Here is a 14,928-nt window from a genome sequence, read left to right as displayed (position 1 = left end):
GGGATAGGTGGTGTTTGTTCGGGCGCCTTCGCGAGCAAGCCCGCTCCCACATTCAATCGGGTTCCTTCAGGTGGAATACGGTCGAATGTGGGAGCGGGCTTGCTCGCGAAGAGGCCATCCGCATCACCTGAGGGTTTCAGTCGAACATGAACAGCGCATCATTGCTGAATTGCGCCTCGAACCGATTCGCCGGCATCGGCCGCCCGAACAGGTAGCCCTGCACCTCGTCACAGCCGTGCTCACGCAGGAAATCCAGTTGCTCATGGGTTTCCACGCCTTCGGCGATCACTGCCAGGTTCAGGCTGTGGGCCATGGCAATAATCGCCCGGGCGATCTGTGCGTCCTGCTCGCCGGACGGCAGGCCATCGACGAAGGTACGGTCGATTTTCAACACGTCGATGGGAAATTGCTTGAGGTAGTTGAGCGACGAATAGCCAGTACCGAAGTCGTCTACCGCAATGCTCAGGCCGAGGTTTTTCAGGCTGTCGAGGATGTGCATGGCTTCGTTGACTTCGCGCATCAGGATACTTTCGGTCAGCTCCAGCTCCAGGCACGCCGGCGGCAGGCCGGTGTCCTTGAGGATGGTGGCGATGCGCGTGCCCAGTTGGCCGTCGGAGAACTGCCGCGCGGAGATGTTCACCGAGACTTTCGGCACGCGGACCTTGTTCTGGTGCCAGGTCTTGAGCTGGCGGCACGCCTCGCTGATCACCCAGTCGCCCACGTCGACCACCAGGCCCAATTCCTCCAGCACCGGGATGAAGTCGCCCGGTGGCACCAGCCCGCGACGCGGATGGCGCCAGCGCAGCAGGGCCTCGGCGCCGGTCAGGCGTTTGCCGTCGCCGCTGAACTGCGGCTGGTAATAGAGCACGAATTCGTTCTGGTCCAGCGCATGGCGCAGATCACTTTCCAGCTCCAGGCGCTCCAGGGCGCTGGCGTTCATGTCGGCCTGGTAGAACTGGAAGTTGTTTTTACCGCGCTCCTTGGCGTGATACATCGCCGTGTCGGCGTTCTTCATCAGTTGGCTCAGTTCGTTGCCGTCCTGCGGGCTCAAGGCGATGCCGATACTCGCGGTCACGAAGAACTCGCGGCCTTCCAGCACGAACGGCTTGACCAGGCTGGCGAGGATCTGCTCGGCCACGTGGATCGCGCGGTTCAGCGCCATTTCGCGGTTGACCCGTGGTTGCAGGAGCAAGGTGAACTCGTCGCCGCCCATGCGTGCCACGGTGTCGTCTTCGGCCACGCAGCCGAGCAGGCGGGTCGCCATTTCCTTGAGCATGCGGTCGCCGGCGGCGTGGCCCAGGGAGTCGTTGATCGGTTTGAAGCGGTCGAGGTCGAGGAACATCAACACCACCCACGACTTCTGCCGCTCGGCCGACTGCAGCGCAGTGTGCAGGCGGTCCTGGAACAGCGTGCGGTTGGGCAGGTGGGTCAGGGCGTCGTAGTACGCCAGGCGGTGGATACGCTGTTCGCTGGCCTTGCGCTCGCTGATGTCACTGAAGAAGCACACGTAGCTGGCCAGGTCGCCTTCGTCGTCGAACACCGCCGTGATGCCGACCCAGGCCGGGTAATGCTCGCCGTTACGGCGCTTGAGCCAGACTTCGCCTTCCCAGGTGCTGTGCTGGTGCAGTTGCTTGAGCACGTAGCGCAGGTGGGCTTCCTGTTGCTCGTCGACGGTGAGCATGTTCGGCAACTGATCGAGGACATCCGTCACCGCGTAGCCGCTGACCCGGCTGAACGCCTCGTTGGCCTGCACGATATAGCCGGCCGGGTCGGTGATCAGGATCGCCGAGGTGGAGTGCTCGAATACCGTGGCGGCCATGCGCAGGTCTTTTTCGGCGCGGCGTTGCTGGCTGATATCACGGCCCACGCCGAGGATGCCCTCGAAGGCGCCGTGCTCGTCCCATACCAGCACCAGGCGCAGTTCGATCGGCACTTTGCGACCGTCGGCGCGCAGGCAGTCGAACAGGAACAGCTGGGTCTGTATTTCATCACGCAGCCGGTTCAGCGCCTCGGGATCGCCGAGCGCGCGGCTGACCTGTTCCACCAGGCTGTAGATGCCGGTCAATTGCTGCGGGTTGGCGATGATCGATTGCCAGCCGTTCTTGAACACCCATTCCACGTCGTAACCGAGCACGGCGTTGACCGACGGGCTGATGTAGTTGAGGGCCAATTGGCTGTCGGTGGAGCAGATCACGTCGCTGATGCTTTCGGCCAGCATGCGGTAGCGTTGTTCGCTGTCGCGCAGGGATTCGCTGGCTTCGATCTGGTCGGTGATGTCCTTGGCCACGCCGATGATGCGCGTGACCAGCGCGGTCTTGTCCCGGGCCAGGGCCTGCTCGCGGATATCAAAGCGTCGCCACTGGTTATTGCGATGGCGAAAGCGCAGCTGGCATTGCAGTTGGGTGGTGTAGCCGATCTCGCGTTGTTGCTGGCGCAAGTCGTGGTAATGCTCGGCGTCCTCGGGGTGCAGCAGGATTTCCCAGAAGTACTCGCCCATTTGCTGCAGTTCGGCCTTGTTATAGCCGAGGGTGTGGCCCAGGTGGTGGTTGCTGAAAATCATGCGCTGGCTGATCACATCCTGCACATACAGGTGGTCGGGCACGGTGCGCACCACGTCCGACCAAAAGCTTTCACGCTCCACCAGCGACAATTCGATCAGCTTGCGGCTGGTGATATCGCTGATGCTTAGGATCACTGCCTTGAAATCATCCTGTTGCTCGGGCAGGCGCATCACCAGCCACAGGTATTGCTCGTTGCCGGCCACGTCCTTGAGCTGGATTTCCAGCTCCAGCTGGTGCTGTTGGGTGAGCACGGCCTCGAGTATCTGGTAGCCGATGGAGGTGGCGTTGCGCGGGCAATCATCGACCAGCCGCTCCCAGGCTTCTTCGCAGGAGCCGACATTCAACAGGCGCACCGCGACCTGATTGACCTCGGTGATGCGCAGTTCCTTGAGCAGTTGCTGGCGTTCGAGCGGGTTGTCCTGCAGCCAGGCCTTGAGCTGCTCGCGGGTCTGCAGCTGCGCCCGGTCGAAGCAGGCATTCAGGCCCGACAGGTCCAGCACGCACAAGGCCACGCCGGTGCCTTCGAAAATATCCTGGTAGCGCCGCCGGCCCTCATGCACCTGGCGCTGGCGGCGGCGCATGTTCAGCAGCACGATCACCGGGATCAGGGAAAACGCCAGGCCCAGCAGGCATTTGCCGATGAACGCCGGCAGCAGTTGTTCCAGCACGGCGGTGCGGTCGAACAGCCCGCGCAATTGCCAGTCGCTTTTGCTCAGGGGCGTGACCAGCACGCTTTTATTCAACTCGTCGGGGGTGAGGGCGCTGGCCCACTGGGCCGGCATGCCGCTGTCGCGACTGATGACACGGTGGTTGATGCGGTTCTCGATGGCCCACATGGGGCGCTGGCCCTGGCCGTCCTGGCGCGTGAGGCTGGTCAGGTAATTGGGTGCCAGGCGCAGCACCCAGTACATCCTGGAACCGCCGCTGGGCTGGTGCAGCAATAGATAGATGATGGCGCCGTCGTTGTTGTTGCTCAGGTAGTAGGACTGGGCGTGGCTGCGCTGCACCAGTTCTTCGAGCCAGGGACCGTCCTGGCTGTCATTGGCGCTGTCACTGATCATCGCGCCGCTGGGGGCGAGCAGGGCGATGCTGCGCAGTTCCGGCAGCGAACGTTGCAGGGTGCGCATCAATGCCTGTTGCTGTTCGCTGTCGCGCGGTGGCTCGACCATCGGCAGCAGGTTCAGGGCGATTTTTGCGCTCAGGCCCATATTCAGACTGATCTGCTCAGCCAGGTCGGCGCTGTAGTCGATGGTGTATTGCTGCTGGTTCTTCTGGTTCTGCTGCAACTGGTCCAGCAGTTGCCAGAACAATAATGCGAGCAACATGAGGACAAGCGTCGCCAACGCGCCTTTGAGGGTGCCGTGCAGGGGCGCTCCCGGCGCTATATGAGCGGCGCGCAGGGGAGTGGGCGGCGTGACTTTGGACAAGCTGTGATCCTGCGGTTTGGCTGGACTGGCGCGCGACGTGCACTATAAGCCGGACGCCCGGAGGGCGGCTAGCATGCCTTGACTTGTGGCAAAGTGCCAGCCCCGCCTGGCTGGACTGGCCCAGCGCATTCAGGTAGCTTTGCCGGTTACGCGGGGGCGTTCCAGCCCCAGACATTCAGGCTTTTTCCGCACGCAGGCATTGATTACCGTCAACGGCCCGCGCGGCGCATGGCCTGGCACGGGCTTCGCCCGCTCAATTCATCAGTCACTGACGCTAGGTTCACCATGGCTCAATACGTCTTCACCATGCATCGGCTGGGAAAAGTTGTTCCGCCGAAGCGGGAAATCCTGAAAAACATTTCGCTGTCCTTCTTCCCCGGCGCCAAGATCGGCGTGCTCGGCCTCAACGGTTCGGGTAAGTCCACGCTGTTGAAAATCATGGCCGGCGTCGACACCGAGTTCGAAGGCGAAGCTCGCCCGATGCCCGAACTGAACATCGGCTACCTGCCGCAGGAGCCGCAGCTGGACCCGGCCAAGACCGTGCGTGAAGTGGTCGAAGAGGCCGTCAGCGTGATCAAGGACGCCCAGGCGCGCCTGGATGAGGTCTACGCCGCCTACGCTGAACCGGATGCCGACTTCGACAAGCTCGCCGCCGAACAGGCCAAGCTCGAAGCCATCCTGCAGGCCGGCGACGGTCACAACCTGGAGCGCCAGCTGGAAGTCGCCGCCGATGCGCTGCGCCTGCCGGCGTGGGACGCCAAGGTCGAACACCTGTCCGGTGGTGAGAAGCGCCGTGTGGCCCTGTGCCGCCTGCTGCTGTCGGCTCCCGACATGCTGCTGCTCGACGAACCGACCAACCACCTGGACGCCGATTCCGTCGCCTGGCTGGAACACTTCCTTCACGATTTCCCGGGCACCGTGGTTGCGATCACGCACGACCGGTACTTCCTGGACAACGTCGCCGGCTGGATCCTCGAGCTCGACCGTGGCGCCGGTATCCCTTACGAGGGCAACTACTCCGGTTGGCTGGAAGCCAAGTCCGACCGTCTGGCGGCCGAATCCAAGCAGCAATCGGCCCACGAAAAAGCCATGAAGGAAGAACTGGAGTGGGTGCGCAAAGGCGCCAAGGCCCGCCAGTCCAAATCCAAGGCACGTCTGCAACGCTTCGAAGAAATGCAATCGCAGGAATTCCAGAAGCGCAGCGAAACCAACGAGATCTACATCCCGGCCGGTCCGCGCCTGGGTGACAAGGTCATCGAGTTCAAGAACGTTTCCAAAGGCTATGGCGACCGCGTGCTGATCGACAACCTGTCGTTCTCGATGCCAAAAGGCGCGATCGTCGGCGTTATCGGTGGTAACGGTGCGGGTAAATCTACGCTGTTCCGCATGCTGATGGGCAAGGAAACCCCGGACTCCGGCAGCATCGAGATCGGTGAAACCGTGCAGCTGGCCTGCGTTGACCAGAGCCGCGACGACCTCGACGGCAGCAAGACGGTGTTCCAGCAGATTTCCGACGGTTCCGACCAGATCCGCATCGGCAACTATGAAATCCCGTCGCGTACCTACGTCGGTCGTTTCAACTTCAAGGGCGGCGACCAGCAGAAGTTCGTCAAGGACCTGTCCGGTGGTGAGCGTGGTCGCTTGCACCTGGCCCTGACCCTGAAAGAGGGCGGCAACGTCCTGCTGCTCGACGAACCGTCCAACGACCTCGACGTTGAAACCCTGCGTTCCCTGGAAGAAGCCCTGCTGGACTTCCCGGGCGCCGCCATTGTGATCTCTCACGATCGGTGGTTCCTTGACCGTGTGGCCACTCACATCCTGGCGTACGAAGACGACTCCCAAGCGGTGTTCTTCGAAGGCAACTACACCGAGTACGAAGCCGACCGTAAAAAGCGCTTGGGCGATGCTGCTGCCCAGCCGCACCGTGTACGGCACAAAAAACTGGCCTGATTCGGGTTGGTTTAAAAAAACGGAGCCTTCGGGCTCCGTTTTTTTTGCGTGTTACTCAGGCACACCGAGTTGAATTCATTCGCGAGCAAGCCCGCTCCCACATTCGACCGCATTCCAAAGTGGGAACACATGTCAAATGTGGGAGCTGGCTTGCCTGCGATAGCGGTTTAAAGGCTGGTGCATGCTTCAGGTTGAAATCCCTTTCTTGGTGCAAAAAAGCCGATTTATTTATATCCAATGCACCATTTAAATTCACAAAAGCGACATCTTGCGCTTTTCAGGTGCAGCATGAATTGCTAATGTCCGGCTCAATCTCCCTTAAAAACAATCAATTTGCCGAGACTTCTCCATGATCGAATCTGTCGAATCCTTCCTTTCGCGCCTCAAGAAACGCGACCCCGACCAGCCGGAATTCCACCAGGCGGTAGAAGAAGTCCTACGCAGCTTGTGGCCGTTTCTTGAAGCCAACCCCCACTACCTGACCTCGGGCATCCTGGAGCGCATCTGCGAGCCGGAGCGCGCGATTACCTTCCGGGTCTCGTGGGTGGATGATCATGGCAAGGTCCAGGTCAATCGCGGGTTTCGCATCCAGATGAACAGCGCCATCGGCCCCTACAAGGGCGGCCTGCGCTTCCACCCGTCGGTGAACCTGGGCGTACTCAAATTCCTCGCCTTCGAGCAGACCTTCAAGAATTCCCTGACCTCCTTGCCCATGGGCGGCGGCAAGGGCGGTTCGGACTTCGATCCCAAGGGCAAGAGCGACGCCGAAGTCATGCGCTTTTGCCAGGCCTTCATGAGTGAGTTGTACCGCCATATCGGCGCCGACGTGGACGTGCCGGCCGGCGATATTGGCGTGGGCGCCCGTGAAATCGGTTTTCTGTTTGGGCAGTACAAGCGCCTGAGCAACCAGTTCACCTCGGTACTGACCGGCAAGGGCATGACCTACGGCGGCAGCCTGATCCGCCCGGAAGCCACCGGGTTCGGCTGTGTGTACTTCGCTGAGGAAATGCTCAAGCGCAATGGCCAGCGGGTCGAAGGCAAGCGCGTGGCCGTTTCCGGCTCCGGCAACGTGGCGCAATACGCGGCGCGCAAGGTGATGGATCTGGGCGGCAAGGTGGTTTCGCTGTCCGATTCCGAAGGCACCTTGTACGCCGAAAGCGGTTTGACCGAAGAGCAATGGTCAGCCCTGCTCGAACTGAAAAACGTACAGCGCGGCCGTATCAGCGAGCTGGCCGAGCGTTTTGGCCTGGAGTTCCGCAAAGGCAAGACCCCTTGGGAGCTGGCCTGCGATATCGCGCTGCCCTGCGCCACGCAGAACGAACTCGACGCCGAAGCGGCCCGCACCCTGCTGCGCAACGGCTGCATCTGCGTGGCCGAAGGCGCCAACATGCCGACCACGTTGGCGGCGGTGGATATCTTCATCGAGGCGGGCATTCTGTTCGCGCCGGGCAAGGCGTCCAATGCCGGCGGCGTGGCCGTCAGCGGCCTGGAAATGTCGCAGAACGCCATGCGCCTGCTGTGGACTGCCGGTGAAGTGGACAGCAAGCTGCACAACATCATGCAGTCGATCCACCATGCCTGCGTGCATTACGGCGAGGAAAACGGTCGGATCAACTATGTGAAGGGCGCGAACATCGCGGGCTTCGTCAAAGTCGCCGATGCGATGCTCGCGCAAGGCATCGTCTAGGCCTCGGGTTCGATCACCAGCACTTCGATCAACTGGTCACCGACGGGGCGCTTCCACAGCACTTCGTCGCCGACCTGGGCACCGAGTAACGCGCGGCCCAGCGGCGAGCCCCAGTTGATCAGGTTGGCGGTGGCGTCGGCCTGGTCTTCACCGACTAATTGGATGCGCTGCTGCTCGTCCTGCTCGTTGGCAAAGGTGACCCAATTGCCGATCTGCACCTTGTCGGTAGACTTGGCCGGTGGCACCACTTGGGCGCTCTGCACGCGCTGATTGAAGTAGCGCAGATCGCGCTCGAGATCCGCCTGGCGCTGCTTATCGTCTTTGGCAGATTCGAGGCTGTATTCGTGCTGCAACTGCGCGACTTTGGCCTGTAACTGCGCCAACCCTTGCGCGGTGAGGCGATTGGGTTGCTCGCTGATCTGGCGCTCCACCGGCTGGTCGGCCTGGGCGGCAGCGTTATCTTCGTTTACGAAAGCTCGGCTCATGACATGCTCCTCCTATGGAGTTTGGGCCATGTTCGCCGCACGATCGTTCCCACGCTCTGCGTATCCGCCGGTAAGGTCGACGCAGACCTATTGCGAGCGATACGCCCTGGCTGCGTCTTTGTCTTTCTCCTGCTGCCACGCACGTTCGCGGTCATCCCAGTGATTGTCCTTGTAGTCGCGCAACTCTTCGTTCTCTCGCATGGCCTTGCACTGACGAAAACCATCCTCCCAGCCTTCGGCGTATTGGCGGTCTTTCAAGTAGCGCGGCACATTCTTGCGAAACTCCCCGGTGATCACCCCAGCGGCCTGGCGACCACTGCTGCAGCCATCATCAAAACCGTCGGCAAACGCCGGTGGATAACCCTTGGCCAACAACTCCTGATGAGTGGATTGGCAACCCGCCAGCCACACCACCGCACACAGCATTAGCGCATACCGCCACATGGCGTACTCCCTGGCCGTTTCACGGCTGATAGGGAGAGTCTAGAAGGGGATTTGTCGGGGAGGTGTGAAAGGGAGGTGAGAAAGACGTGGGCGAATCCAAAACGTGCCGGCGATGACGGTGGGTCAGTCAGCCGGGCCGTTGCTGATACACCGCTATCGCGGGCAAGCCCGGCTGCCACATTTTGATCATCGCCAGCTTCTGGTCAGTAGTGATACCACTTCACTTCGAGCATCACTTCATTGACCGGCGTCGACAGGTGGCTGTACTCGCGCTGGGCGCTCAGGCGCAGGCCGAGGTTGCGGGACAGTTCCCACTGCTGGTTTAGGCTGAGGCTGCGGCGCACTTCACCGTTGGTGAAGAAATCGCCCTTGGCTTCCAGGCTCAGGTTGCCCAGCGGGTTTTTCCACAGTACGCCGGTGTTGAAACCGGCTGCCGGGGAGATGGCTTCGCTGAAGTCGTTGTTGTGTTCCACGCGCACGGTGCCGAGGGCGAAGCCGAGCATGTCGTCGCTCAGTTGCCAGGTGCCGCCGGCGCCGCCGTTGACGTGGGCGACCAGGGTTTCGTCGTCGTGCTTGCCGGGGACGCGTTCCAGGCCGCCGGTGACTTGCCATGACCACGGCTGCAGCAAGGCATTGCGCGGTGTCAGCGAGCGAATGGTCGCCAGGTCCAGTTGCTGCAGTTGCCAGTGATTGCCTTCGTACTGGCGCAGTTTCATCTGCAGGATCTCGATCTGCGCGCCAAGGGGGAAGCCCTCGGCGTTGTCATTGAGGTCGTGGTAGGCCATGCGCAGGCCGTATTCACCGAACGCCTTGTCGCCACGGGTGCCGATACCGGCTTGCCAGGTGCGCGATTCATGGCCGTTTTCCGGCAAGCCAGGCGGGACGATTTTCAGGTCGGGCGCGGGGTTCTGGTTGATCGCCCGCAGCAGTTCGAAGCTGCGCTGGGAGCGTTCGGTGTCGCGTTCCAGGCCGTTGGCACGGTAGCGGCCGAGGCGATAGGCGGCGTCGATGATCAAGGCTTGTCGGTCACGGGGCAGGGCTTTGAAGGCGGGCTCCTGCAATTGTTTCTGGTCGTCGCTGACCTTCAATACCCATTGCTGCTCGTCGCTGTCCAGCGGCTTGGCGCGCTCCAGCAGTTCACGTTCACGGGAGGGGCGATAGTCGATTTTCTCGACCAGGCCCGCATCTTTTACCGCTTTGACCGTGTCGGTGGGGATGGCCGTGAGCGGGAATTGCTCGGTCAGGCGCAGGCCAGGGCGCGCCACTTGCAGCAGTTCCAGCAGGCGATAGGAGCAGTTTTCGTCGAAGAAGAAGTAGTCGAACTGGATCTGCTTGAGTTCCCACACATGTTCGACCATGCGCTCGGTCTCGACCTGGGTCAGGTTCAGACGGTACTCCCACAGGTCACGGTTCTCCAGGCTACGGTACTCGGAGAGTTTTTCCTGGTAGGGCACCAGGGCGAACAGGCCGGGGTAGCCGCCCATCAGGCCTTTCCAGGCGTAGAGGATGCTGTTGTCCGAGCCTTCGATGTAGGCGCCGAAGTTGATCGCGTAGCTGAGCAGGGCGGTGTTGTTGCTTTGCACATCCGCCTGGTCGATGCGCAGCAGGGTGTGGCCGAACATCGACGACGGGCTGTTGAGGTACGCCGCCGGAAAGATCATGACCGCGCTGTGGGGCGCGACGTCCTTGAACCATTGCTTGAATTCTTTGCAGTCCACGGCGGGCAGGTCGGTCAGGTGCAATTGATCCTTGAGCCAGCGGGTACGTGCGGGGTAAACGCATTGGGCGTGTTTCTCACCGAGGCTGGCCGGCAGGTACAGCGCTTCGACGGTGGCCTTGAGTTCCGCGTCCGGGTGGTGGGCACCATCGGGGGCGAGGAAGAACTTCTTGTCGCTGACATAGCTGCGCCAGCCGCTGATCTTGCCGGCTTCGTAGTGGCCCAGGGACAACCAGAACGGGTCGTTGGCCAATTGCTGCAAACGTTGATCATCAAGATGCGGGGCCGCGAACAGCGGGGCGCAAGCGAAGAGTGCCAGCCAGGCAAAGCGTTTGAGCATAGGGGCAACTTAAGTCGGATAAAGTGAGACCCAAAGGGGGGCGGGTCCAAAAATTAAAACCCGCGCCTCGAGAGGCGCGGGCGGGTCGAGCTTAAGCCTGAGTTGCGTATTTCGCCAGACGGGCATCGCTTTTCAGTACAGCCAGGGTGTTGTTGTGCACGTCGTCAGCGGTCACGTCAGCTTTGCTGAAGATCTGCTGGAAGTGCTCATGGGTAACGGCCGCGAAGTGCTCGCGATCTTCCGGTGCAACGCCCAGTACCACCGCGTAGGTGGTCAGTGCTTCGCCATTGCCTTTGGCCATGTCTTCGGACAGCTCGTTCATCATGCCATTCATGGCAATCCACGATTTGCCGCCGTAGGTCAGGGCGCTGTTGGTGCTGCAACCGTTGGTGCCCGAGGTCATGCCGAAGGTGGCGTTACCGGAGGTACCGTTGGTGGTGGAAGCCAGGAAGTGCGCTGGAGTACCGCGCTGGCCTTCAAACAGCATGTTGCCCCAACCGCAGTTCGGGCCACCTGGTGCTTCAGCCATGGCATTGAGGGAGACAACGGTGAAGAGAGTACCAAGAAGGATCCGTTTCATAGCTTTGTTCTCTTTGTGTGCAAACCAATGGACAAGGGTTCAGGCACTTCGTAGCGCCCTAGGGATCGGTTATTAGTCCAACCCGCGCAGTTTGGAGTTTAGGCACGTTCCAAGGGTTCCGTGTGTTTTTATAAAACAATCAGCGTTGTCGCGATTTTTTTGTAGGACGCATCCCGCGTCTATGCTTTCCCACAGGCGCGCCTTGCCATAGCGCGTAACCGGGAGCCAGAATGCCGTCATCTGCCCCGCCTGATGTAAGGAAGCCCGATGCCTGATCCTGTTGCTGCCAGCTTGCGTCTAGCGCCCGAAGCGCTGACTCGCCCTTTCTCCGCTGAACAGTTCAGCTTCTCGACCACCAATGATTTGGAGCCCTTTCGCGGTGTGCTTGGCCAGGAACGTGCGGTTGAAGCCTTGCAGTTCGGTGTGGCCATGCCACGCCCCGGTTACAACGTGTTTGTCATGGGCGAGCCGGGCACCGGCCGCTTTTCGTTCGTCAAACGCTACCTGAAAGCCGAAGGCAAGCGCCTGCAGACCCCGGCGGACTGGGTCTACGTGAATAATTTCGATGAGCCGCGCGAACCGCGTGCCCTGGAATTGCCAGGCGGCGCGGCGGCTGCGTTCATTGCCGATATCAATGGCCTGGTGGATAACCTGGTCGCGACCTTCCCGGCGGTGTTCGAGCACCCGACTTATCAACAGCGCAAAAGCGCCATCGACCGTGCCTTCAACCAGCGCTACGACAAGGCCCTGGACGTGATCGAGCGCCTGGCCCTGGAAAAGGACGTGGCGCTGTACCGTGACAGCACCAACATTGCGTTTACCCCGATGCTCGACGGCAAGGCGCTGGACGAGGCGGAGTTTTCGCAGTTGCCGGAAGCCGATCGCGAGCGCTTCCACACGGATATTTCCGAGCTGGAGGAGCGCCTCAACGAAGAACTCGCGAGCCTGCCGCAGTGGAAGCGCGAGTCCAATAACCAGCTGCGCCAGTTCAACGAAGAAACCATCACCCTGGCGCTGCAGCCTTTGCTCGCACCGCTGTCGGAAAAGTACGCGGAAAACGCCGCGGTCTGCGGTTACCTGCAAGCCATGCAGGTGTACCTGCTCAAAACCGTGGTCGAGCAGTTGGTCGACGACGCGAAGACCGACGCCCAGGCGCGCAAACTGCTGGAAGAGCAGTACTGCCCAAGCCTGGTGGTCGGCCATCCGGTCAACGGCGGCGCGCCGGTGGTATTCGAGCCGCACCCGACCTACGACAACCTGTTCGGCCGTATCGAATACAGCACCGACCAGGGCGCGTTGTACACGACTTATCGCCAGCTGCGCCCGGGCGCCTTGCACCGGGCCAACGGCGGCTTCCTGATCCTGGAAGCCGAGAAAATGCTCGGCGAGCCGTTTGTATGGGACGCCCTCAAGCGTTCGCTGCAGTCGCGCAAGCTGAAGATGGAATCGCCGTTGGGCGAGCTGGGGCGCCTGGCCACCGTGACCCTCAACCCGCAAATGATCCCGTTGCAGGTCAAGGTGATCATCATCGGTTCGCGCCAGTTGTACTACGCGCTGCAGGACGCCGATCCGGACTTCCAGGAGATGTTCCGGGTACTGGTGGATTTCGACGAGGACATCCCGATGGTCGACGAGAGCCTGGAGCAGTTTGCCCAGTTGCTCAAGACCCGCACCTCGGAAGAGGGCATGGCGCCGCTGACCTCCGACGCGGTTGCGCGCCTGGCCACCTACAGCGCCCGACTGGCCGAACACCAGGGGCGCTTGTCGGCGCGGATTGGCGACTTGTTCCAGTTGGTCAGCGAGGCGGACTTTATCCGGCACCTGGCCGGCGACGAGATGACGGATGCCGGCCACATCGAACGTGCGCTCAAGGCCAAGGCCACGCGGACGGGACGTGTGTCGGCGCGGATTCTCGACGACATGCTCGCCGGGGTGATCCTGATCGACACCGCTGGCGCGGCGGTCGGCAAGTGCAACGGGCTGACGGTCCTGGAAGTGGGGGATTCGGCATTCGGCGTGCCGGCGCGGATTTCCGCCACGGTGTACCCGGGCGGCAGCGGCATTGTCGACATCGAGCGTGAGGTCAACCTCGGGCAGCCGATCCACTCCAAGGGCGTGATGATCCTCACCGGTTACCTGGGCAGCCGTTATGCCCAGGAATTCCCGCTGGCGATCTCCGCGAGTATCGCGCTGGAGCAGTCCTACGGTTACGTGGACGGTGACAGCGCGTCGCTGGGCGAGGCCTGCACCTTGATTTCGGCGTTGTCGAAGACGCCGCTCAAGCAGTGCTTTGCGATCACCGGCTCGATCAACCAGTTCGGTGAAGTGCAGGCGGTGGGTGGGGTCAACGAGAAGATCGAAGGCTTCTTCCGCCTGTGCGAAGCCCGCGGCTTGACCGGCGAACAGGGCGCGATCATTCCCCAGGCCAACGTCGCCACGCTGATGCTCGACGAGAAGGTCTTGCAGGCCGTGCGCGATGGGCAATTCCACATCTATGCAGTGCGCCAGGCGGATGAAGCGCTGAGCCTGCTGGTGGGCGAGGACGCCGGTGAGCCGGACACAGAAGGCCAGTTCCCGGAAGGTACGGTCAATGCGCGCGTGGTCGAGCGGTTGCGTGCGATTGCCGAGATGATCAGTGAAGACGACTTGAAAGAAGCGGAGAAGGAGTTGGCGCAACAGGCCTTGGCCGAAGCCAAGCCGACCTGATTGTCCTGTTGGCGCGCGATTAATGTGGGGGCTGGCTTGCCTGCGATGGCGGTGTGCCTGGCGAAGAAAATGCTAGCAATGCTGCCGCCTTCGCAGCCTCGCTGGGGCTCGACAACTCCCACACTTGGGCTGCGTCGCGCCGGATATTGCGATCACCCAGGGGATTGAAGTAAGGGCGACACCGCAAATCCCCTGTAGGAGCTGTCGAGCTTTAGCGAGGCTGCGAAAGCGGTGTGCCAGGCGCAGAAAATGCCAGCAATGCCGCCGCCTTCGCAGCCTCGCCGGGGCTCGACAACTCCTACACTTGGGCTGCGTCGCGTCGGATATTGCGATCACACAGGGGATTGAAATAAGGCCGGCACTGCCAATCCCCTGTAGGAGCTGTCGAGCTTTAGCGAGGCTGCGAAAGCGGTGTGCCTGGCGAAGAAAAATGCCAGCAATACCGCCGCCTTTGCAGCCTCGCCGGGGCTCGACAGCTCCTACACTTGGGCTGCGTCGCGCCGGATATTGCGATCACCCAGGGGATTGAAGTAAGAGCGACACCGCCAATCCCCTGTAGGAGCTGTCGAGCTTTAGCGAGGCTGCGAAAGCGGTGTTTCAGGCGCAGAAAATGCCAGCAATGCCGCCGCCTTCGCAGCCTCGCTGGGGCTCGACAACTCCCACACTTGGGCTGCGTCGTGTCGGATATTGCGATCACCCAGTGGATTGAAATCACGCCGACACCGCCAATCCCCTGTAGGAGCTGTCGAGCTTTAGCGAGGCTGCGAAAGCGGTGTGCCTGGCGAAGAAAAATGCCAGCCATGCCGCCGCCTTCGCAGCCTCGCTGGGGCTCGACAGCTCCTACACTTGGGCTGCGTCGCGCCGGATATTGCGATCACCCAGGGGATTGAAATCAGGCCGACACTGCCAATCCCCTGTAGGAGCTGTCGAGCTTTAGCGAGGCTGCGAAAGCGGTGTCTCAGGCGAAGAAAATGTCAGCAATACCGCCGCCTTCGCAGCCTCGCCGGGGCTCGACAGCTCCTACACTTGGG

The 14,928-nt window shown here is 61.5% G+C and carries 8 protein-coding genes; 3 read left to right on the top strand and 5 right to left on the bottom strand.

Going from position 1 to position 14,928, the window contains the following annotated elements:
- Window positions 1-136 precede the first annotated feature (136 nt).
- On the bottom strand, window positions 137-3,988 hold the full coding sequence (locus tag JFU04_RS25505) for a sensor domain-containing protein (protein ID WP_065910205.1): 3,852 nt from the start codon (window positions 3,986-3,988) through the stop codon (window positions 137-139).
- 285 nt (window positions 3,989-4,273) lie between these two features.
- Between JFU04_RS25505 and ettA the strand changes: the two genes are divergently transcribed.
- A complete protein-coding gene (gene ettA / locus JFU04_RS25500; RefSeq protein WP_025859215.1) occupies window positions 4,274-5,938 on the top strand; it encodes an energy-dependent translational throttle protein EttA in 1,665 nt (554 codons plus the stop codon).
- Between the two features lie 349 nt (window positions 5,939-6,287).
- Window positions 6,288-7,625 carry an NADP-specific glutamate dehydrogenase gene (gene gdhA / locus JFU04_RS25495; protein ID WP_106802585.1) on the top strand — a complete coding sequence of 446 codons (1,338 nt, stop codon included), beginning with the start codon at window positions 6,288-6,290 and terminating at the stop codon, window positions 7,623-7,625.
- Here the strand turns inward: gdhA and JFU04_RS25490 are convergent.
- From JFU04_RS25490 to JFU04_RS25475, 4 genes are all read right to left on the bottom strand, one after another.
- Window positions 7,622-8,110 carry a GreA/GreB family elongation factor gene (locus tag JFU04_RS25490; RefSeq protein ID WP_201145929.1) on the bottom strand — a complete coding sequence of 163 codons (489 nt, stop codon included), beginning with the start codon at window positions 8,108-8,110 and terminating at the stop codon, window positions 7,622-7,624. The genes gdhA and JFU04_RS25490 overlap by 4 nt on opposite strands.
- 87 nt (window positions 8,111-8,197) lie before the next feature.
- Window positions 8,198-8,554 carry a hypothetical protein gene (locus tag JFU04_RS25485; RefSeq protein WP_120450011.1) on the bottom strand — a complete coding sequence of 119 codons (357 nt, stop codon included), beginning with the start codon at window positions 8,552-8,554 and terminating at the stop codon, window positions 8,198-8,200.
- Window positions 8,555-8,757: 203 nt separating this feature from the next.
- Window positions 8,758-10,611, bottom strand: coding sequence for an Lnb N-terminal periplasmic domain-containing protein (locus JFU04_RS25480; protein ID WP_106802587.1), 1,854 nt, complete (start codon window positions 10,609-10,611; stop codon window positions 8,758-8,760).
- A 91-nt stretch (window positions 10,612-10,702) separates the two neighbouring features.
- Window positions 10,703-11,191 (bottom strand): DUF3015 domain-containing protein, encoded by a 489-nt coding sequence (locus JFU04_RS25475; protein ID WP_016973832.1) that lies wholly within the window; start codon window positions 11,189-11,191, stop codon window positions 10,703-10,705.
- A 267-nt stretch (window positions 11,192-11,458) separates the two neighbouring features.
- Between JFU04_RS25475 and JFU04_RS25470 the strand changes: the two genes are divergently transcribed.
- Window positions 11,459-13,897, top strand: a complete 2,439-nt coding sequence (locus tag JFU04_RS25470) for a Lon protease family protein (protein ID WP_201145928.1) — start codon at window positions 11,459-11,461, stop codon at window positions 13,895-13,897.
- Window positions 13,898-14,928 lie beyond the last annotated feature (1,031 nt).

Origin of the sequence: Pseudomonas sp. TH21 (genome assembly GCF_016651025.1) — a bacterium.
GTDB lineage: Bacteria > Pseudomonadota > Gammaproteobacteria > Pseudomonadales > Pseudomonadaceae > Aquipseudomonas > Aquipseudomonas aylmerensis.
This window is presented reverse-complemented; position numbering and strand designations above follow the sequence as displayed.